The sequence below is a fragment of the Aquimonas sp. genome (assembly GCF_044377145.1).
In the GTDB taxonomy this organism is placed as follows: Bacteria; Pseudomonadota; Gammaproteobacteria; order Xanthomonadales; family Xanthomonadaceae; genus Aquimonas.
The window spans coordinates 43,069-64,707 of sequence record NZ_JBILJQ010000023.1; the positions used below are offsets into that span (position 1 = coordinate 43,069).

Annotated in this window: 11 protein-coding genes; 5 read left to right on the top strand and 6 right to left on the bottom strand. The window is 66.6% G+C overall.

The genetic code is table 11. The annotated features are described in order from the left end of the window. Positions 1-159 precede the first annotated feature (159 nt). Both ACIQ7H_RS09230 and ACIQ7H_RS09235 read right to left on the bottom strand, forming a co-directional pair. Entirely contained in the window at positions 160-1,284 is a 1,125-nt protein-coding gene (locus ACIQ7H_RS09230) for a hypothetical protein (RefSeq protein ID WP_395790650.1), read from the bottom strand. A gap of 471 nt (positions 1,285-1,755) precedes the next feature. Beyond that, entirely contained in the window at positions 1,756-2,439 is a 684-nt protein-coding gene (locus ACIQ7H_RS09235; protein ID WP_395790652.1) for a c-type cytochrome, read from the bottom strand. A gap of 132 nt (positions 2,440-2,571) precedes the next feature. Between ACIQ7H_RS09235 and ACIQ7H_RS09240 the strand changes: the two genes are divergently transcribed. Beyond that, on the top strand, positions 2,572-3,510 hold the full coding sequence (locus ACIQ7H_RS09240; protein WP_395790654.1) for a hypothetical protein: 939 nt from the start codon (positions 2,572-2,574) through the stop codon (positions 3,508-3,510). 141 nt (positions 3,511-3,651) lie between these two features. Here ACIQ7H_RS09240 and ACIQ7H_RS09245 read toward each other — a convergent pair whose 3' ends face one another. From ACIQ7H_RS09245 to ACIQ7H_RS09255, 3 genes are all read right to left on the bottom strand, one after another. Next, positions 3,652-5,700: a cytochrome-c peroxidase gene (locus ACIQ7H_RS09245; protein ID WP_395790656.1), complete on the bottom strand. Its 2,049-nt coding sequence runs from the start codon at positions 5,698-5,700 to the stop codon at positions 3,652-3,654. 396 nt (positions 5,701-6,096) lie between these two features. After that, positions 6,097-7,602 (bottom strand): carotenoid oxygenase family protein, encoded by a 1,506-nt coding sequence (locus ACIQ7H_RS09250; protein ID WP_395790658.1) that lies wholly within the window; start codon positions 7,600-7,602, stop codon positions 6,097-6,099. A gap of 17 nt (positions 7,603-7,619) precedes the next feature. After that, positions 7,620-8,060: a DUF2141 domain-containing protein gene (locus tag ACIQ7H_RS09255; RefSeq protein WP_395790660.1), complete on the bottom strand. Its 441-nt coding sequence runs from the start codon at positions 8,058-8,060 to the stop codon at positions 7,620-7,622. Positions 8,061-8,494: 434 nt separating this feature from the next. On the opposite strand from ACIQ7H_RS09255, the gene ACIQ7H_RS09260 reads away from it, so the two are divergent. The 4 genes from ACIQ7H_RS09260 (at position 8,495) to ACIQ7H_RS09275 (ending at position 17,710) form a co-directional block, all read left to right on the top strand. Further along, positions 8,495-11,326: a valine--tRNA ligase gene (locus tag ACIQ7H_RS09260; RefSeq protein WP_395790662.1), complete on the top strand. Its 2,832-nt coding sequence runs from the start codon at positions 8,495-8,497 to the stop codon at positions 11,324-11,326. A 238-nt stretch (positions 11,327-11,564) separates the two neighbouring features. Then, positions 11,565-13,871, top strand: a complete 2,307-nt coding sequence (locus ACIQ7H_RS09265) for a CHASE domain-containing protein (RefSeq protein ID WP_395790664.1) — start codon at positions 11,565-11,567, stop codon at positions 13,869-13,871. Continuing rightward, positions 13,868-14,257 (top strand): response regulator, encoded by a 390-nt coding sequence (locus tag ACIQ7H_RS09270; protein ID WP_395790666.1) that lies wholly within the window; start codon positions 13,868-13,870, stop codon positions 14,255-14,257. Before ACIQ7H_RS09265 ends, ACIQ7H_RS09270 begins: the two co-directional genes overlap by 4 nt. A 615-nt stretch (positions 14,258-14,872) precedes the next feature. Beyond that, positions 14,873-17,710, top strand: coding sequence for a methyl-accepting chemotaxis protein (locus tag ACIQ7H_RS09275; protein ID WP_395790668.1), 2,838 nt, complete (start codon positions 14,873-14,875; stop codon positions 17,708-17,710). 694 nt (positions 17,711-18,404) lie between these two features. On the opposite strand, the gene ACIQ7H_RS09280 is transcribed toward ACIQ7H_RS09275, so the two are convergent. Beyond that, positions 18,405-21,350 (bottom strand): ATP-binding protein, encoded by a 2,946-nt coding sequence (locus tag ACIQ7H_RS09280; RefSeq protein WP_395790670.1) that lies wholly within the window; start codon positions 21,348-21,350, stop codon positions 18,405-18,407. Positions 21,351-21,639 lie beyond the last annotated feature (289 nt).

A 21,639-nucleotide genomic window follows, 5' to 3' on the forward strand; every position in this document is an offset into this window, starting at 1 on the left:
CAGACGCCGTAGCGAGGGCGTCTCTGGGCGTTCGTGGCAAAGCGCGCGACGCGAATTCAAGGGTGTTTGGTGAACCCAATGACCGCGGAACTCGCGTCGCGCGCTGCCGATACGGGCGTCCAGAGGCAGCCGCAGTAGGCGGATGGTTCTCACACGCTCTCAGCCCAGCCAGCCCTGCACCACTGGCAGCCGCAGGCTCCACAGCACGCCCAGCAGCGCCGCGATGAAGGACGGCAGCGACAGCACGACGGTGCCCAGCACTTCCATCCATCGCGCCGGCGGGGCTTCATCAGCTGCAACCGCGTCGAGGCTGGCGGGTTCGCTCAGCGCATCGGAATCTGACGCACCGAACAGCGCATCGCCCAAGGTCCACAGCATCAGCCCTGCGAGCAGGCCGGAGACGCTGGCATACGCCCACTGCAGGGCGACGGGTTCAAGCGCGAGGAATCCGCCGACCAGCACCACCGGAGTCAGCCAGACAAACAGGTGGTAGCTCCAGTTCGCCCGCGTCCAGCGGTCTTTGCCCAGCTCGCGCCAGTAAAACCGGTAGCTCAGCAGGGCCCACAGCAGCAGCGGCAGCGCCCACCAGCGCAGCGGCGTGTAGGCCAGCAGCAGACCGCCCACCACCAGCGAGCCCAGCCCCCACGCGGCCATGCGCAGCAGTCGCCCCACGAGGCTTACGGCCTGCAGCAGTTCCAGCGGAGAGCTGCCGCTCGCGCGTGCCGCCTTGACCAGATCGCGCACGGCATCGACGGCGGCTTCCGCCTCCCGGCGCTGTTTGTCCTGCTCCGCGATCAGCGCAGAGATCGGCCGCGGCGTATCGGGTCCGCGCGCCGATGGCGCATCGTCGCCCTCGTCCAGGTTCTGCTCCAGCGCATCGATGAGGTGCCCGAGCTCAGGCCGCCGCGCGCGCAGCTGCGGCGAGCCCACCTGCTGGCCTGCATCGAACAGCAGCGCACTGCGCTCGCCCACCTGACCATGAAACGTGCTGAGCACCACGCCACCCAGCAGGCCGCGCGCGTACAGGCCCTGCAGCAGGCGCAGCGGCGGATCGTCCGACGTGCGGGTGTCGTAGTTCACCACGCAGCCCATGCCATCGAACGCGCTCTCGACGTTGAACCACGCATCCGCGGTGAGCGTATCGCTCTGCAGACCCAGCATGCGACCCCAACGCTGCTGCGCCTCGCCATCTCCCTCGACATAAGCGGCGAGCCAGCGCTCGAACAGGCGCTGCGGCGCGGCACTGGTGAACTGCAGATGCAGGCGGTGGCTGTCCTGGGACATCGGGGCTCCGGCGAGGTGCGTTGGGGCGCGCACTGTGGATGCGCACGCCACTCGCGACAACCCGCCAATCCGTCAACCGCGCGCGGTTGACGCGAGCTTAGGGCAAGGCTGAAGACTTCAGCCTTGCCAAGCGCCATGGACGGCGCGCTCGCGGACAGGGCACGGCAGTGCTTGATCCGTGTTGCCTCAGCTACGCCGCGCCGAAAGGTCTGCGCGCTGCCACGCAGACCCTCGCGATGCGGGTAGACCCTCGCGATGCAGTCGTCCTTCTGACCACCGTCCTTTCGGCCGTCGAGAGGGCTCGCACGGCCCGCGCCGATCGGCGCCCGCCGCGGTGCGCGTGCGCACGCTCACGCCAACACGCACCCGCGCGCTTGAGGCGGGACACCCGGCGGGGAATGCAAGCAAACGCGACGCACTCGCCAATCGTTCAGCGCCTGAGCCGAAGCGCGCGAGCGCTTCGATCCCGCCTCAGTCGCAGCTCAGCCCCGGCAGCGGGGTCAGCTGGATCAACTGCAGCTGCTGACGCCCGTCGCGGCCGTCGAGCACAGCTTCAGCGCGGCGACAATCGATGAATCGAAGATCCAGTCTTCCCCAGGGCGGGCGACGGATGTCCGCCGGATTGAAGCCACCGAAGCGGCCGCCTTCGACTGCCAGCAGGGGAATGCTGAAGACCTCGCCATAGCGCGGCTGCTTGACGGTGTTACCGACGAGGAACAGGTTGCTGCCGTCGTTGCGGTGGCCGTAGAAGGTCACCACGATGACATCGCCCTCCAGCACCGACAGGGTAAAGCCCTGGCCCGAACTTGCGGGCTCGTACCAGTTGCCGCTGAGTGCGCGGATGTCGCGGATCGCGCCGGGGGCGAGCGTGTTGAGCCACGCCTGGATGTCGACGATGTCGCGCTCGCTCACCTGCGTCTGCAGGAAGCGCATCGGCGAGATCGTCTGTAGCGCTACCCGCACGCCGTCCGGCACTCCAATCGCCTGCTGTGGCCGGTCGCGGCGCGGGTCCAGCTCGTGGCACTGCCCGCACACCTCGCGATAGCGCTGCTGGCCGCGTTGCGGATCGGGCGCGGCGGTCTGCGCCAATGCCGCAAGAGGCAACGCGCCGAGCAAGATCAGCGCGAGCAGCGAACGCAGGAGACGGTGGGTCATGACGGTGCACGCGTGATGGTGGATGAAGTCGAAGTCTGCGCCGGCAGTATTGCAGACCTGTGGCAGGACCGACGAGACATTGCAATGTGGCTGCACTAGGCTTTGGCATCACAGCCCCGGAAGCGCTCGACCATGCCCAGCCGTCCATCGCCACAACGCCCGCGTTCCAACACCCTGCGCCGGCCTGCGCTTGCCCTGTTCTGCAGCCTCGCGCTGGCCGCGCCGGTGCATGCGCAGCTGATCGACAACAGCCGCGAGCGCGTCGCCTTCGACACCCCCGAGGGCTGGGCGATGGCCTGGGTCACCGCGTCCAGCCTGATGACCGGCTTCGGCAGCGTGCCCGTGCTGGCGCCGGGCGAGCTGAGTGCGAGCGCCGAACTCGGCAGCATCCCGACGTTGAGCGAAGCGCAGCAGCGAGTGGGCTTCGGCGGGCTGAAGGACGAAGACCTCAACAAATCGCCGCTGTTCGGGCGGCTGCGGGCGGGCCTGGGTCTGCCGGCGGGCTGGGTGCTTGAACTGGGTTGGACGCCACCGCTGCGGATCGATGGCGCGCGTGCGCGCGAGCTGTTCGCGCTCGGGCTGGGGCGTTCACTGCTTGAGCGCGAGCGCTGGCGGCTGTCGCTGCGTGTGCACGGCCAATACGGCCAGGTGCAGGGCGATATCACCTGCCCACGGCAGCTGGCCGGCAATCCCGACCGCAGCATCAACCGCTACGGCTGCATCGAGCCCTCGGACGACCGCATCCGCATGCGCTATCACGCGCTGGAGTCGAATCTCGAATGGGGCGATCGGCAAGGCCTGCGTGGGCACGCCAGCCTGGGCTTCGCGCGCTTCGAGCCGGAAGTGCAGGTCAACGCTCGCTCGGCCGGGCTGATCAGCCAGCCGCAGCTGGCCAGCAGCGGCTCTGCGCCCTATCTCGCAGTCGGCGCAACCCAGCCGTTCGGCACGCACTGGGAGGCCGCCGTCGAGACGCTGTACGTACCGCTGGAGGTCGAACGGCGCGGTAGCGCGCGTGAGCACGACGCCTATTGGAGCCTGCGCGTGCTGCTGCGCTATCGATGGGGTCGCTGAGCACGGCCGCGCCCGCATCGCGAGGTGGTCGCGCGTGTCAGACGCGCGCCACGCTCAATTCAGCGACATACCGAAGTATCCATCCACCGCAGGGCGGGCGCCCTTGCGCTCGCCCTGCGGTGGTCTGCCGCTGACTCAGGCTCAGATCCCCTCAAGGAATCCGGGCAGCACCGCACCACCCTGACGGCCCACCGCCGGGATCTCGCGCATGCGGTCGCGAGCGCTGCCGTCAGCCTCGCGCACCACGCGGCCATCGGGATATCGCAGGGCGCCATCGGGCACGAACAGCTGCGGGTGGTCGAACGGCGCGCTGCGGCGGCGCACGCGCTCGTCGGTCAAGGCCTTCATGAAGGCGACCAGATCGTCGACCTGCGCTTCGCTGAGCCCGAGCGCGCCGATCTCGAAATCGATGAACTGCACATTGGCCTCGCGGAAGTTGCCGCCGCGGTTGTAGAAGCGCACCGCATCGTGCAGAGACAGCTCACCGCCGTTGTGGAAGTACGGCGCGGTCAGCTCGATATTGCGCAGGCTCGGCACCTTGAAGGCGCCCATGGTCGAGGTGCGCTCGCCGCGCGCCAGCGGCGGGTTGGCGATGTTCGGGTAGGCCTGGCCCAGCAGCTCCGGGCTGGCGACCTGGGCAGGGTCCATCGTCAAGAGTTCGGATACCGACAGCGGATTGCCGAACGGGTCGCGCGCGCCGAGGCCCAGATCCTCCCAGGTCGGGCGTACGCCGATGTTGTAGAAGCTCTGGTCGTACACCACCGTCTCGCATTCGCCGTTGAGCATGCGCTCGACGATCTCACCGGGCTCGCCCTCGGCGCCGAGCAGGATCCGCAGCGAGGCATTGGTGAACTCGGCGCCGGCATGGCAGGCCGAGCAGGCGGCAGGCGCGGTCTGGCTGGTGAACAGCGCCAAGCCGCGCAATTGAGCGGCGGTGAGCGCGCTGTGCTGACCCTCGAAATAGCGGTCGATGGGTGCGTCGTCCGAGATCAGAGTGTTCTCGTACAGCTGGATCGCCAGGCCGAAGAACAGCGAGAAGTTGTACTCGATCAGGCTGTACTCATCACTGCGCAGCGGCCGGCCCGGATGCGCGCGCAGGCTGCGGCTGCCGTCGCCCGCCACATGCACGATGCGGTTGGAGTTCCACCAGCGCGGATGGAAAGCCGCCTTGACCAGGGTCTCGTAGCGCAGGTTCAGGCCGGGACGCTGCTGGAACGGCGTGCTGGAGGTCAAGCCCACCAGCACGCTGTCGTCCCAGGCCACCTTCTGCTTGGCCAACGGCGTCGCACTGGCGAGGCGCCGCCCGGCGTCCAGAAAGCGACGGCCGCGGAACGACATCTCGAAGTCACTGCCCACCGGCGCCACCGCCTGCGAGGCCATCGCACCGGGTTCGATGCGCACCTGCACGAACTGCGGCGCATGCGGCAGATCTGCCCGCACCACACGCGCATCGGCGTCACGCGCGCCGTGCTCGTTGACGCCGTTGAACACCTGGTCGGCGCGGCCGTCCCAGAACGAACGGCGCGCGAACGCCGCATTGATCACGGTAGGCGTATTGCGCGGTTCCACCCGCCGCACATTGGCACCGTGCACCTGGTAGACCGCATCCGCCAGCGGGCTGCCGCGATCGGCGCTGGCGCCGCGCTCGGCGCCCTCGAAACGGTTGAGCTTCATGCCCTGCGAGGAGACCACGTCGTCCACCGAACGCAGCAGCTGCGAGAAGCGGTCGTTCGGATCCGCCAGCGAATGCAGCGGAAAATCGGACGGCTGCAGCGCGTGGTTGGGGCCGGCCAGCTCAAACGTGGTCTGCGCGTTGTCGAGACCGCCGGTCGCGATCTGGTTGACCGAGCGTGGATCGGCACCGGCGCGGAAGTGACAGCTGGCGCAGGACTGCACGCCGTCGCTGCCGACCTGCATGTCCCAGAACAAGGCCTTGCCCAGCGCGATCGCCATCGAACGATTGACCACATAGGTCGAAAGATCGGGCGGCTCGATCGGACGGATTCGACGCAGGCTGCCAGGGCCGGGGTTCTTGTCAGGGAATGGATTGATGTCGCACTCGCCCTCGCGCGCGGCGTGCGCGGTCTCGACCAGGGCCACAGGCGAGATCAGGGCGGCAAAGAGGCAGAGCCCCAGGCTTGAGGCAAACGCACGCAGGCGTTGGCGGCGGCGGGGTGAATAGGTGTTCATGGGAAGGCTCCGGGCTGGGTCAGGTCAGGGACGCGAAGCACATGGCCTGCCGTCCCCTGCGCGCATGCTCCGCGTCGATTGCGGAGTGCGCGTGTCGCCGACATGGCAACCAGTTGAAGGATTCATTGCGCAGTGACCGGAGCGCTGCCTGCCGACTGCCGACTGCAGACAAGGCCATTCAAACGACGCAGGGTCGCCGTTCCGACAGCAGAACCCGCGGCTGCCGACAAAGCGCATGCGCTGTGCCTTGGCCATGACTGCATGCAGAAACAGCCGCTCGCGCAAGGCCGGCGCCATGCGCCTGGCGCTGGGTCCAGCGCGCGCGTTCGTCTGGCGCAGCGGCTTTGCGCCGCTGCACACCGAAGCCAATGGCGCCTTTGCGCCCGGACGAACAGTTCAGCCGGGATTGAAATGCCCATGAAAGCCCAGCGGAAAGCTGCGCTGCAGCCAGACTGTCGCCAACGGGCCGTTTTCAATGCGCTCGGCATCGAGCACCGCAAGGCCGGTACGGTCGCGGTCGCTGTCCAGCACAGTGCCGAGCAGCCAGCCGGCGTTGGCCCGGTCGCTGCCGGGCCTGGGCACGAACACATGCTCTTCGGCCAGAACTCGCGCGCCGTAGTGATGCACCGTGCGCGTGCCGCGCTCGGCATCGATCGCCGCCACTGCGTTCGCGTACGGCACGTCGCGCGCGCCCACAGTGAGCGGTGCGTACAGCATTGCGCCGCGATCACCCGCGCTGCGTGGATCGAACTGCGGGAACTCCAGCCCGCGCAGGCCTTGATCGACCCAGCGCGCGTGACCGGCGGCAAGGTCGATACACAGGCTGCTCAGACGCGCCCCCTCGCCTTCGACGATCGGCTCATGCTCGCCGCGCATCGCCGCGGCCATCGGCGACACCGCCTCGGCACTGTCCTCGTGCAGCACCGCGCGCAGCTCGATCACGCCGTCGCGTTCGAAGGCATCGCCAAAGTGGTAGGCCATGCCGAAGTCGGCTTCGAACCAGCGCGGGGCGTCGAGTGCATCCTTGGGCACCACCGCGATCCGGCAAGGCAAATCGGGCGCGAACTTCAGCCGCTCGAAGAACGGCCCGCTGTCGCCCATGCGATAGGGCGTCAGCACGAACAGCAGATGTTTCTGCGTCATCGCAAACGCGTGCAGATAGCCGGGTGCGGGTGTTGGCAGCAGCTGATGCTTGAGCAACTGCCCGTCGGCGCCGATTCGCCAGATCAGCAGCCCGCTGCCGCCGAGCACGTCCAGCGAACCGAAGTTCCACAGCGAGCCATCGACTTCGCGCAGCGGGTGCGCAGAGAACGGTGCGGACTCCATGCCCTGTGCCCAGGTCACCGGACCCAGCGTGACTAACGTATCGGGATGCAGCTCGTAGGCCGAACCGGCCTCCCACAGCGCGAACAAACGACCGTCGATCACGGTGACCGCAGTGTTGGCGACATTGACGTCATCGTTGTTGCGGACCGCAACTGCAGCCTCGACCCGCGAACCGGCTGCCGGCAGCACGAAGCGCCCCGCCTTGTCCTCACGCTGGTACTTCGACGTGCTGACCATCCGCGCGCGATGCTCGACCCCGCGCGGTGTGATCTTCCAGGCGTGCACCAGGCCATCGCCATCGAACCAGTGGCTATAACGCTGGCCGCCACGCTCGAACAGGGCCGGCCCATTGCGATACAGGGTGCCGGCCAGACCTTCGGGCAAGCGGCCTTCCAGTGCGACTTTGCTAGGCCCGAAGGCCTCGCCGTCAATACTCTGCCAGCCCGCGAGGTAGGGATGCGCAGCGCGGCTGCGGGCAAACGCATCGATGGCGCTGTCGGCGCGCAGCAGGCGCGGCGACAGCATCAGGCCGCCGGCTGCGGCAGCCAGTGAACCCAGGAAACGACGACGGTCCATGGCGGGCTTCCTGTTTATCAGCGCAGACGCAGCTGGATGCGGGTGCCGGCCTCGACCAGCTCGATGCGGGCTTCGTCGAACGTGGCCTTGCGCATCACTTCGGGGTTGTTGCTGAAACCATAGCCCTCGATCGGCATGCCCATGAAGTTGGCGTCGAGCTTGCCGTTACCGTTCTGGTCGTGCATCACCTGCACCGCATAGCTGCCGGGCGCCAGGCCCTCGAACCTCAGCACCGCTGTGTCCCCGGTGGGTGAATGCAGCTGCGCCGCCGCAGGCTCGCCCTTGCCATCCCAGCCTCCGGTGCTGCCGTGGACCGCCACCATCAGCTGGCCCTCGGTGCTGCGGATATCGGTGATCTCGACTTCCAGCGTGCCGGCGGAGGCGAATGAGCTCGCGAACAGCGCGGCCGCCACAGCGGCGATGCGAACGCGGGGGCGGAAGGCAGTGGACATCGACATGGGTGTCTCCAGTGGCAGGACCTTGCGGCCGGTGGAGACAGTCTCCGCGGCGTGCCTCGCCGCGGGCAGGTGACCGCGGTCATGTTGGAGCCCTGTCTAAAGTCACCTTGGAGGTCGGATGGAGCGGACGGGATTCGGGATTCGGGATGGCCGAGGGTTGGCGAGGTCGGGCTTGGGTGTAGCGCGGCTCACCGCCCGGTGTTGTGCAGCGAAGCGCTTGATGCTGGCGCTTCTGCATCAGACCAAAGCCGGCAAGGGGCTTGGGCTGGCCAGCCGGAGCCGAAGCTCCCGCTTCGAATCCCGAATCCCGAATCCCCATTCCCCGCCGCCCCGCGCTTCCGACCTCAAGCCCCCTCCCCTACAATTGGCCCCCCTTTGATTCAGGAGCGGGCGCCGCGCGCATCCATGCGCTGTCGGCCCCATCGAACGCGCGCATGGACAAGAGCTTCAACCCGCAGGATTTCGAATCGAGCTGGTACGCACGCTGGGAACAGAGCGGCTGCTTCAAGCCGACCGGCACCGGCCCGGCCTACAGCATCCTGCTGCCGCCGCCGAACGTCACCGGCACCCTGCACATGGGCCACGCGTTCCAGCACACGCTGATGGACACTCTCGTGCGCTACCACCGCATGCGCGGCTTCGACACGCTGTGGCAGATGGGCACCGACCACGCCGGCATCGCCACCGAGATGGTGGTCAGCCGCAACCTCGCGCTTGAAGGCAAGGGCGAGACCCGCGACAGCCTGGGCCGCGACGGCTTCATCGAGCGCGTCTGGGCCTGGAAGCAGGAGTCCGGCGACACCATCGAGCGGCAGATGCGCCGCATGGGCACCTCGGGCGACTGGTCGCGCAGCAGCTTCACCATGGACCCGATGCCCTCGAAAGCGGTCATCGAGTGCTTCGTGAAGCTGTACGAGCAAGGGCTCATTTACCGCGGCAAGAAATTGGTCAACTGGGACCCGGTGCTGAAGACCGCGATCTCCGACCTCGAAGTCGTCAGCGAGGAAGAGGAAGGCCGGCTGTGGTCGATCCGCTACCCGCTGGCGGGTGGCGCCAGCTACGAGCACGTCGAGGTCGATGCCGAGGGCATCGAAACCCTGCGCGAGACCCGCGACTACCTGGTCGTCGCCACCACCCGCCCCGAAACCATGCTCGGCGACACCGCGGTGATGGTGCATCCGGAAGACGCGCGCTACGTGAGCCTGATCGGCCAATCGGTGCGCCTGCCGCTGTCGAACCGCGAGATCCCGATCATTGCCGACGCCTACGTCGACAAGGCCTTCGGCACCGGCTGCGTCAAGGTCACGCCTGCGCATGACTTCAATGACTATGCGGTGGGCCAGCGGCATGGCCTGCCGATGATCAACATCCTGACCGACGATGCCGCGATCAACGACAACGGTCCGGAGAAGTACCGCAGCCTCGACCGCTTCGCTGCGCGCAAGGTGGTGCTTGCCGACCTCGAAGCCGAGGGCTGGCTGCTGGAGGAGAAGAAGCACAAGTTGATGGTGCCGCGTGGCGACCGCACCGGTCAGGTGATCGAGCCCTACCTCACCGACCAGTGGTTCGTGAGCATGGACACGATGGGCAAGCGCGGGCTGGAGCTGGTCGAGAACGGCACGATCGAGTTCGTGCCGCCGAACTGGATCAACACGTATCGCCACTGGATGGAAAACATCCAGGACTGGTGCATCAGCCGTCAGCTCTGGTGGGGGCATCGCATTCCGGCCTGGTACGACGAGGCGGGCAACATCGTTGTGGCGCGATCGGAGGAAGAGGCTTACGCGAAGGTCGCGGCGGAAAGCGGTGGGTCGAGACCCACCCTATGCAGGGACAAGGATGTGCTGGAGACGTGGTTCAGCTCCGCACTCTGGCCCTTCTCCACCCAGGGCTGGCCGGATGCGTCAGCCATGGGCGAGCGCGGCTTCGAGCGCTACCTGCCGTCCTCGGTGCTGGTGACCGGCTTCGACATCATCTTCTTCTGGGTCGCCCGGATGGTGATGATGACCGACCACTTCACCAACCAGATTCCGTTCAAGCACGTCTACATCACCGGCCTGGTGCGCGATGCGCAGGGCCAGAAGATGTCGAAGTCGAAGGGCAATGTGCTGGACCCGATCGATCTGATCGACGGCATCAGCGCCGATGCGCTGGTGGCCAAGCGCACCTCGGGCCTCATGAAGCCGCAGGACGCGCCGAAGATCGAGAAGGCCACGCGCAAGGAATTCCCCGAGGGCATTCCCGCCTTCGGTGCCGACGCGCTGCGCTTCACCTTCGCCAGCCTCGCTACCCACGGCCGCGACATCAAGTTCGATCTGAACCGCTGCGAGGGCTACAAGAACTTCTGCAACAAGCTGTGGAACTCCGCGCGCTTCGCGCTGATGAATGTCGGCGAGGCCAGCTTCGAAGGCCAACCGCAGCCGCGCACTGACGCCGAGCGCTGGATTCTGGCCAAGCTCGATCGCATGGTCGCCGAGGTGCACACGCACTTCGCCGGCTATCGTTTTGATCTGGCCTCGCAGGCGATGTACGAGTTCACTTGGAACGAGTTCTGTGACTGGTTCCTCGAACTCGCCAAGCCCGCGCTCAGCGGTGACGATGCCGAAGCCGCGAACAGCACTCGCCACACCCTGCTGCACGTGCTGGAAACCCTGCTGCGCGCGCTGCACCCGCTGATCCCGTTCGTCACCGAGGAGATCTGGCAGCACGTGGCGCCGAAGCTCGGCCGCAGCGCGGAGAGCATCAGCCGCGCCGCCTACCCGGAGGCCAGCGCTGCGGCCGATCACGCGCAGTCCGAGGCCGATATCGATTGGCTGAAGCGGGTGATCAGCGCGCTGCGCCAGATCCGCAGCGAGCTGCAGCTCAAGCCCAGCCAGCAGGTGCCCTTGCTGCTGGCCGGCGGCGACGCCAGCGACCACGCGCGGCTCGATCGCTTCGCCGCGCAGATTGGTTTTCTGTGCAAGCTGGAATCGCAGACCCGAATTGCGTCAGAGGCCGACGCCCCAGCCGCCGCGCCTGCCGTGCTCGGCGCGCTCACCCTGCTGATTCCGTTGGCAGGCCTGGTCGACCCGGAGGCCGAGCGCACCCGCTTGGACAAAGAGATCAAGCGCATCAGCGGCGAGATCGCCAAGTGCCAGGGCAAGCTCGGCAATGCCAACTTTGTCGCCAACGCACCGGAAGAAGTCGTCGTGCAGGAGCGCCAGCGCATCGCCGATTTCAGCACCCAGCTGAAAGGCCTGCAGGCGCAGCGCGACCGCTTGGGTTAGGCCGACGGGCTTGTACCCGCCGCAAGCCCGAGAGCGTCGGCAAGCAGTCCCCCGGGCGCGCATACGTTTTGCATCACGCTCCCTTTGAATGTGCGGCGGCGGTCGGCCGTCGCACAGCCAAGGGGAACACAATGCTTCGAAATCGCCTGATCGGCGTGACCCTTCTGATCCGCCTGGTTCCGCTGATGGCGCCCGGCGGATTCTCCAGCTGCTTCGGCGATCGCTTGGGACAACACCCGTGTCGGTTTCCGATCTCGGCGTGACTCTCACGCGAGCCACTGCGCGGGCACCTGAGCCCCCACCGTCGCCTACGCCCCCACAGGCAACCCGCCTCGCCAGCTGGCGCGACACCCTGCCAGCGGCGCTGATGCTGTTCGTTTGCGCCGCGCTGGTGCTTCTCGCCTGGGCGAGCCTGCGCCAGGAGAACGAGCGTCACAGGCAGCGGCAGTTTGCGCTGCTGGCGCAAGACGTTACCGACGACATTGCCGAACGCCTGCGCCAGCACGAACAGATCCTGCTGGGTGGCGCAGGTCTGATGGATGCCAACGTCTCGGCCAGTCGCCAGGAATGGCACGACTACGTGTCACGCCTGAACCTGCAGAAGAACTATCCCGGCATCCTGGGTGTGGGCTTCTCCGAGGTGATCGCGCCTGCCGAACTGGACGCCCATGTGGCGAGGATTCGCAGCGAGGGATTCCCGGAGTACCAGGTGCGCCCGCCGGGGCCGCGCGAGATCTACACCTCGATCATCTATATCGAACCCTTCACTGGACGCAACCTTGCGGCCTTCGGCTATGACATGTGGTCGGAGCCCACGCGCAGAAAAAGCATGCGCCGCGCCGTGGAAAGCGGCGAAACCGCCATCACAGGCAGGGTCACGCTGGTGCAGGAGAACGAGGGCCGGGTGCAAGCGGGCTTCCTCATGTATGTGCCGGTGTTTCGCAAGGGGATGCCCACGGGCACGGCCGATGAGCGCATGCGGGCGCTGGAGGGCTTTGCGTATAGCCCGTATCGCGTCGAGGATCTGATGGCAGGCATCATGGGCGGTGCCGATGCGGAAGTGGACTTCAAGCTAGTCGACGACGCACTGCCCGCTGGCGAGGGCTTGATGTACGACTCGGCGGCAGTGCGCGCCGCGCCGGCAAGCGCAGTCGCCAACGCCGCCTCGCCCGTCGCACCTGCTCCCCAGCACGTACCAAGCATCATCAGCACGCACAGCATGACTGCCTACGGCCACACCTTCAGCATCGAGATCAGCAGCCGGAAACAGTTTGACGAGCGCTATGCCAGCACCCTGCCCTGGGTCGTGCTCACCATGGGCGGCGGGATCACCCTTCTCATCGCCTTGCTGGTTGCCGCCGCCTTGCTGCAACGTGACCGGGCCCAGGCGCTGGCCGACGAGATGACGGCCGATATCCGCCGCCGCGAAGCCGAACGCCAGCACCAGCACGTCGAGATGCAACGGCTTTCCGGGCGCCTGCATGTCGCCACCCAGGCCGCTCACGTCGGCATCTGGGACTACGACGTGGTCAACAGTTCCCTCGCTTGGGACGAGATCATGTACGCGCTCTACGGCATCAACCGCACGCACTTCGCTGGCGTGTACGAAGCTTGGCGCAGCGGTGTGCATCCGGATGACGTCGCCCGCGCCGATGCAGAAATCGCCCAGGCACTTGCAGGCGGCAAGCCCTTCGATACGGAGTTCCGGGTCGTCTGGCCCACGGGCGAAGTGCGCTGGATACGGGCGGTCGCCAAGGTACTGCGTGACCCCGAAGGCAAGCCGCTGCACATGATCGGCACCAACTGGGACATCACCGTCGAGAAAAAGGCCGATCTCGCCAAGGCGGAGTTCGTGTCCACCGTCAGCCACGAGTTGCGCACCCCGCTGACCTCCATCAGCGGCGCACTGGGGCTGGTCGCCGGTGGCGCGCTGGGCGCGCTGCCCGAGCCAGTGCAGTACCTGCTGGACATCGCCCGGCGAAACGCCGAGCGATTGGCGCAACTCATCAGTGATCTGCTCGATACCGAAGGCCTGGCCAATGGCAAGGTCGAGTTCGCGCTCATTGCGCAGCCCGTGTTGCCTCTGATCCGGCAAGCACTGGACACCAATGCCCCCTATGCGCAGCAGTTCAAGGTGCAGTTCCGGCTGGAGACCACCCAGTCGTCGGCACAGGCACGCGTGGACGCGCGCCGCTTCGAGCAAGTCATGACCAATCTGCTGTCCAACGCAGCAAAATTCTCGCCGGAACAGGGAGAGGTGCGGGTGCGCCTGATCGAGACAGAGCAGCACGTGCGCGTGGAAGTGCAGGATCAGGGGTCGGGCGTGCCCGAGGCCTTCCGAGAGCGGATCTTCCAGAAGTTTTCGCAGGCGGATTCGTCCGACACGCGCAGCAAGAGCGGCACCGGCCTGGGCCTGGCCATCACCAGGACTCTGATCGAGCGCATGCACGGCAGCATCGGTTTTGAATCCGCCCCCGGCCGGGGAACGTGTTTTTACTTCGAGCTGCCCACTGTGGCTACGAGCGCCACGGAGGAGACCGCATGAACCCGAAGCCGCTGCAACGCATCCTGCACACCGAAGACGAGGCCGACATCCAGACCGTGGTGAAAATCGCCCTGGAGACTGTCGGCGGCTTCACGCTGCGCACCTGCGGTAGCGGGCAAGAGGCCATCGCGCAGGCGCCCGCGTTCGCGCCTGATCTGATTCTGCTCGACGTGATGATGCCCGGCATGGACGGCCCTGCCACGCTGGCCGCCTTGCGAGCGCTGCCGGGCATGGAAAACGTGCCCGCCGTTTTCATGACCGCCAAGGTTCAGCCCAGTGAGCTGGCACAATTCAAGTCGCTCGGCGCGATCGACGTGATCGCCAAACCCTTCGACCCCATGGCGCTCGCCGCCCGTGTGCGCGCGATCTGGAACGCACAGCCATGACGCCCCCGCCGCACCCGGGGAAATCGTTGCCCGCCAGCTCGCCAAGCTGAGCAGCGACCTGGGACACCACCGAGCTGTTTCTGGTTGAGCGCGGCACGAGACTGTATCTCTACGTTCTGATCGATCTGTTCAGCCGCTGCGCAGTGGGCTGGATGATCGCCAGCACGGAGATCAGCGCCTAAGAATGTCGCTTCGTCGGCAGCTGCGTGGCCGCACACCCGAGCACGGCCGCGACTGACGGCGCACCAGGACCGCGGCGCGCCGATGACCTCGCGCAACTTCATCGATCTGCTGGCCGAACTCCAGATCGACGCCAGCCACTCGCGACCGCGGGTGGAAAGAGCAGCGCGTCCTCGGAGGCGCACTTCAAAGCGCTCAAGACCCAGCCGGACTGTCCGGCGCGCTTCACCGGCACCCATCACGGCCGCCGCTGGTGCAGTGAGTTCCTGGACTGGCACAACCAGCAGCCTGTCGGGCTTTGGGGGGCCGAGGCGCGCAGCCCGCCGCAAGCCCGAGAGCGTCGGTAAGCAGTCCGCGGGGCGCGCACACGTTTTGCATCCAATCCCTCTTGAAAACGCAGCGACGGTGGGCCGTCGCGCAGCCAAGGGGAACACAATGCTTCGAAATCGCCTGATCGGGGTGACCCTTTTGATCAGCCTGGTGCCGCTGATCCTGCTCGGTGGATTCTCCAGCCTGCAGAGCCGAACCCTGCTCGCCACATCCGCCGCAGACACTCTGGATTCGCAGGCAGGCCTGAAGGGATCGCAGATCGCTGCCTACCTTGAATCCGTTCAGAACGACGTGGCCGCGCTGTCCGAAAGCCAGATGAGCCAGCAGGCGATACGCGCTTTTGACGCCAGCGCGCAGACGTTTATGAGCCAGCAACTGGGAGAGGGGGCTGATCTCGATGCAGCCACCGCTGAGGCACGCGCCGCGGTCGAACGCTTCGTCGATCAGGTTTTCGGGGCCGCCTACAGCAAGGCCAACGGCCGCACGGGGCAAGACGGTGCAGCCTTCGCAGCCTCACTGCCGCCCGCCTTCGCACAGCTGCAGAAAGTCTTCATTGCCGACAACCCCGTAGCACTGGGTCAGAAGGACGAGTTGACTGAGCTTCCGGGTATCACCGACTACGGCCAAGCGCATGCGCTGTTCCACCCGATCTACCGCTCGCACCTCAAACGCAGCGAGTACTACGACATCTTCCTCGTCAACTCGAAGGGCGAAGTGGTCTACAGCGTGTTCAAGGAGCTGGACTACGCCACCGATCTTCTGAACGGCCCGTGGCGCGACTCCGGGATCGCGCGTGCCGCCCGTGCGGCGCTGGCGCTTGATCGTGCGGGCACGGTGGCCGTGGAGGACTACGCCCCGTATGCGCCGAGTTTCGAATCTCCGGCGATGTTCATGTCCAGCCCGATCCTGGAGGGCAATCAGACGATCGGGGCGGTCATCGTGCAGATCAGCTTGAAGCGCATTACCGAAATCGTGTCGGACTCCTCCGGCTTGCGCGAGGGGCAGGATGTGTTTCTGGTCGGACCCGACCGCCTGTTGCGCTCGGATTCGCGGCTTGCCGATCCACGCTTCACCGTCGCCAGCCATTTCGGGCAACCCGAGCAGTCGCGCTTGAAGCTGGCGGTTCTGGACACCGTGCTGGCCGGGAGTGACTTCAACGGCGTCGGCGAAACCCTGGACGGGCGCGAGGCTCTGGTCAGCGGGCACGCGGTCAGCGTCGCGCCAGGCCTTAGCTGGGCCATCGTCGCCACCTACGACTCTCAAAGCGCCTATGCGCCGGCGCGTCGGCTGATCTGGCTGGTGACGCTGGCCGTGCTGACGGTCGCAGTGGTGGCGGCGGTCGCCAGCGCTTGGGTCGCGGGACGCATCGTTCGGCCCATCCAGGTGGCTCAGCGGGCCGCAGCTCGCATCGCGCGCCTGCAGCTCGACAACCATCTGGTGGCGCGCGGCAAGGATGAAGTCGCCGAACTGGTGCGATCGCTGGACGCCATGCAGCGGGAACTGAAGGAAAGGATCGAGCGCGAAGCCGTGGTAGCAGCTGAGAATGCGCGCATTCGCGCCGCGCTCGATGTGACTTCAGGCGGCATGATGCTGGCGGATCCGGACGGCATCATCGTCTACATGAATCACGCCGTCGCCAAGTCGCTGCACGAGGCGGAGCGCGAAATCGCCGACCAAATCCCCGGCTTCTCCGCAAGCAAGGTGTTGGGCTCCAACTTCGACCAGTTCCACAAGGAGCCGGGCAAGCAACGCGGAATGATCTCCGCGCTCAAAGACACACATTGGTCGCAGATTCGCGTCGGCAATCGGGCTTTCGAGCTGTTCGCCAACCCGGTGTCCGACGCGAACGGCCAGCGCGTCGGCACGGCGCTCGAGTGGCTGGACCGCACTGCCGAGTCCAACTTCCGCCACGGGCTGCGCAATGTGGTCCAGCGCGCCGCAGCCGGCTTTCTCAACGCGCGCGTCGAAGTGCACGTGAAAAATGAGCGATTCGTGGAGCTTGCCGAGATCGTCAACGGCCTGATCAGCACCACTGCCCAGGCGCTGGCCGAAGTGGAAGTGGCGATGGCGGCGCTGGCGGAAGGTCGCCTCGGTGTGCGCACCAGCACGGTGTTGCTCGGCAAGTTCGGCGAGATCAGCGCCAACGTCAATCGCACGTCTGAAGCCTTGGCCTCGGCGATTGGCGATGTGCAGTCGGCGGCGCGACAGATCGAGGTGTCTGCCGGTGAGATCTCGCAGGGCAATGCGGATCTGTCGCAACGCACCGAACAGGCCGCCGCCAGTATCGAGGAGACGGCATCGGCGCTTGAGGAAATCACGTCCACGGTCAAGCACACCGCAGACAACGCCCAGCAAGCCAACGCGCTGGCCAGCCGCGCCACGGCGGTTGCTGAAGACGGTGGCAAGGTGGTGGCCCAGGTGGTGTCGACGATGCACGGGATCGAGGCCGCCTCCCGCCAGATGGCTGACATCATCTCGACCATCGACGGCATCGCCTTCCAGACCAACATCCTGGCCCTGAACGCTGCGGTGGAAGCCGCGCGCGCTGGCGAACAGGGGCGCGGCTTTGCGGTCGTGGCAAGCGAAGTCCGCGCCTTGGCACAACGTTCGGCGAATGCCGCCAAGGAAATCGCCACGCTGATCAACGACACCGCGACCAAGATCAAGTCCGGTTCGGCCCTGGTCGAGCAAGCCGGCAGCCGCATGGACGAGATCGTGAACTCATCCCAGCGCGTTGCCGGCATCGTTGCCGAGATCAGCGCTGCGACCGTCGAACAGGCGCGCGGCATCACCGAGGTCAACCGCGCGGTCACCCAAATGGATCAGGCCACGCAAGCGAACGCGGCGCTGGTGGAGGAAGTGGCCGCAGCCGCCGAGGCCCTGAGCTCGGAGACGCAGCGTCTCACCGAGATTGCCGGGCGCTTCGTGATTGTGAAGAACTGATCGCTCACCGCTGCGGGACCAGGATCTGGCGCCCTTCGCCACAAAACGTGAGAGGGGCGAGACGGCTTCGCGAGAGCGTCTCCGGCGGTTGGTGTCAAAGCGCGCTGCGCGGGATCAAGGGCCTTTGGCAAACCCAAAGAGCGCAGAACTCGCGCAACGCGCTGCCGCCGTAGGGGTCCAGAGGCGGCCGCAGTGGGCGGCAGCGGTGCTTGCTCGCACGCTGCGCACCGCGCTTCGCGCCAAATGCTTGAGGCCGACCGGGCGAGGCCTGAACAACTCCATCCGCGCGTGGTGCAGACATCGCGAGCCCCGTGCCGGTTCGGGCGTGTCCGGTCGCTTGGCGCTACCGCCCTCGCTGGGCCCGGTCAGACCGGATCAAACACGTGCGCAGCTGATCCGCAGCCGCGCCATCCGCGGCGTGCAGTTGGGTTTGATCGATCAGAGCCTGCCGGCAGCCTGCGGGCCTCTGGTCGGCCGGGCTGATGATCAGTCGGCACGCTCCGCTATCCGTGGTTCTCGACCCATGGCCCCGGTGTGGGCATGCAGACCGCCGAGTATCTGTTCACACGCAGCCGCGTCACCTCGACACACTCCGACGGGCTGGCTGGCGTGGAGCTTCTCGGGAATCCACGCGACCGCTCCGAGACGCCATCAGCGAACCGCCTGACACCTGGGCCTGGATCGCGCCGATCGACTACAGGGCGGCATCTCCGGAAGCCCCCTCGCTCGCTGCTGCGCGCAGGGCGCCCAGCAGCACCGTCAGCAAGCCGTCCAGTGGCTGCGTATCGGGCTTGCGCTTGAGCTCCGACTCCGCCTCTGCGGCGGCCGCGCTCACCGCCGCGAATCCGAACGTCCCGGCGGAGCCTTTCAGCGTATGCAGTCGCAGTTTCAGGTCCTCGGTGTCGCCGGCATCGGCGGCGCGCAGCAGGGCTTCGCCTTCCTCAAGCAGACGCGCCCGAAAGCGCACGCGAATCTGTGCAAACGCGGCCTGCACGGCCCGCTGCTGCGCGGACTCGACCGCGGTTGGCTCAGGCGGCAGAAACCTCACCAAGGCCTCGTACAGCTTGGAGCGATCGACCGGTTTGGCCAGCACGGCGTTGAAACCGACGGAATGGCCATCCACAGGCTCCTCGCCAAGCACGTCCGCACTCAGCGCAACGATGGCACCGGAGTAGCCCGATTCGCGAAGCTGCCGCATCGCCGCGCGCCCATCCAGCACCGGCATGTGCTTGTCCATCAGAATCAAATCAACGGGTGTCGCCAAGGCCTGCTCGACGGCCTCGGCGCCGTTCGTGGCGGTCGTGCACTCGACCCCGGTGGCGAGCAGGGTTTGGGTGATGAGATCGCGCAGATCTTCAACATCATCCACCACCAGCACCCGGCCGGAGAGCCTCGGGATCGCAAGCACTTCCGCCGGCGCGTCGGTCACGCTCGGGCGTGAGTCGATCCACGCCACCTCCGCAGCCACAGGCAATCGGATGCTGAAGCAGCTGCCATGCCCCGGCGTGCTTTCCACGTCAAGCTCGCCGCCCATCGCCTCCAGCAGGCGCTTGCTGATGAACAGACCGAGACCGGAACCGCCGAACCGTCGGGTCACCGCATCGTCCGCCTGCTCGAACGGTTTGAACAGTCTCTCCAACTGTTCTGCGCTGATGCCGATGCCGCTATCCCTGACCTTGATCGAAAGGCGTTCTCCGACCGCGACGATGTCCACCGACACCCCACCGCGTTCGGTGAACTTGAGTGCGTTGCCCACCAGATTGATGAGCACCTGGCGCAGGCGCAGAGGATCGCTTTCGACCGTCGCCGGCAGCGGCCAATGGCAGTTGAGGTTCAGACTCAGGGAGCGCTGCCGGGCTGCGGGCGCCAGCAGAGCATGCACATCTTCGACCAGAGCGAGTGGCGCGCACGGCTCCAGAACCACCGCAAGCTGGCCCGCATCAATCCGGGCAGCGTCGAGCACATCGTTGACGATACTGAGCAGATGGCGACCGTTACGCACCACCACTTCAAGCGCCTGGACCTTGCGCGCTGCGTCGCCCGAGGCGAGCAGGGCCTGCTCCGCGAAGCCGAGAATGGCCGTCAGGGGAGTGCGCAACTCGTGGCTCATGTGCGATAGAAAGCGCGTCTTGGCTTCAGCAAGCCGCTCTGCCCGGGTGAGCGCCGCGGCCAGATCGGCGGTGCGTTGTTGGACCCGCTCCTCCAACTCGCGGTTGAGACCGGCCTGCGCCTCCAGTGAACGACGGAGATCCTCGTTCAGATCACGCAAGCGCTGCAGCATGGCGTTGAAGTCCTCCGCCAGGGCGGCGAACTCTGAGCTGGCGGCGCGGAGCTGCAAGGGCTTGAGGGTGCTCGGAACGCCAAGATCCACCTCACGAACGCGACTGACCATCTCCCTCAGTGGCTTGGCAAAAGGCTCGGCAAACCGGCGTGCACGCCAGCCCAACAGCAGCAGGCCGAGAAGGACTGCGCTGCCGGTGAGCGCGAAGCTGACGCTCTGGATGCGCGCCAGCGGCGCCATGGGTTCGAGCAGATGCACGGTCCAGCCGAATCCAGGCACCGTTGAACTGTGCAGCGCATGGCGCTCCGCATGGTTCAGATTGAGCTGGAGCAACGCCCGCCCGGCCTCAATGATGGGCCCGTGCGCAGGGTCCAGCGCGGCGGGCGCATCCAGGGTAGACAACACCACGGTCGCAGTACCGTCAGCCAACACCAGATGCAGCCCGTGCTGCGCAGCGATCCTGCGCAAGCGTTCGGCCAGGAAGGCAAGCGACAAGGACCCTTGCACCACCCCCGCGAACTGCTGTCGCGCATCGCGGTAGGGCGCGCTGACGGCGATCAGGATGTCGTTGCCAAAGCCGCGGCCACGAAACACCGGGCTGACAAATCCGAGACCGGTTCGCCTCGGCTCCCGAAAGTAGTTGCGATCCGCCACCGAGGGCAAGGCAGAGGCAGCCCAGGGCGCTCGAAAGTCGATGATCTGCCCCTCTGCATCGGTGACCAGCAAGGTGAGAAAGCCGGTATACGACTGATCGATCCCGTCCAGAATGGGGGGGCGTGCCGGCGGCCGCGCATCCACCGCCGCGTGCAGCACTGCGCGCTGATGCTCCGAGAGATGGTCGAGCACCAAGGAGGCGGCTTGCTCTCCGCGCAGTTCCAGAGCCGCCGTGCGGCGCGCGAACTCGAAGCGCCAACCCGCATACACCAGGGCAAGCAAGGCGATCACCATTACCGGCCACAGCGTGGCGACAGCACTGGAGGCGATCTGCTCGCCAAGGCTTCGCTTTGACTGAGCAGCTTCTGAGTGGACAAAGGCGGTCAACTGGGGAGCCGCGTAGTGCGAGATGGCCACTCCAACCAGCAGGTTGAAGCTTCCCAACAGCCATTCCAGCGCGGAAGGCGGCGAGGGGTAGGTGATCAACAGTGCGCACGGTCCCAGGACCGCAGCGAGAACCAGGGGCAGACGTCGGGCGAAGGCCGGGCTCGCGGCGGCAAGTACAAGAATCGCCCCATGCACAAGCGCAAACAGCGCCCACAGGCTGAGCCCGAGCGGAGCGGCCACCACTGTGGCACTTGCCAGCACCCAGGGCCAGCGCATGCGTTTGGCCAGCACCGCGGGAGCGGTGCCTCCAAGCAACATCGGCACGGCTCCCGGTACCGGTACAGCAAGTGCGTTGCACAAGGCGCCGACAGCCGTCACAGCAAACCAGAAGCGCGCGCGGCGCCAAAGGCGGTGCCCACTTGGGTCGCCGGTTCTGCCCGCACTCAAGCGCATGCCATCGTCGTCACGCAGCACGGATCACCGTAAGCGTCCGCCCACCTCACCTACCTTCCTGACCTGATTCTCCCGACCGTCTCCGGTTTCCCCAACGGAGGATCGGTCGATGGCCTGTTCGGAGGTGCGGCGGTGGCGTGCGCATGTGCGCTCG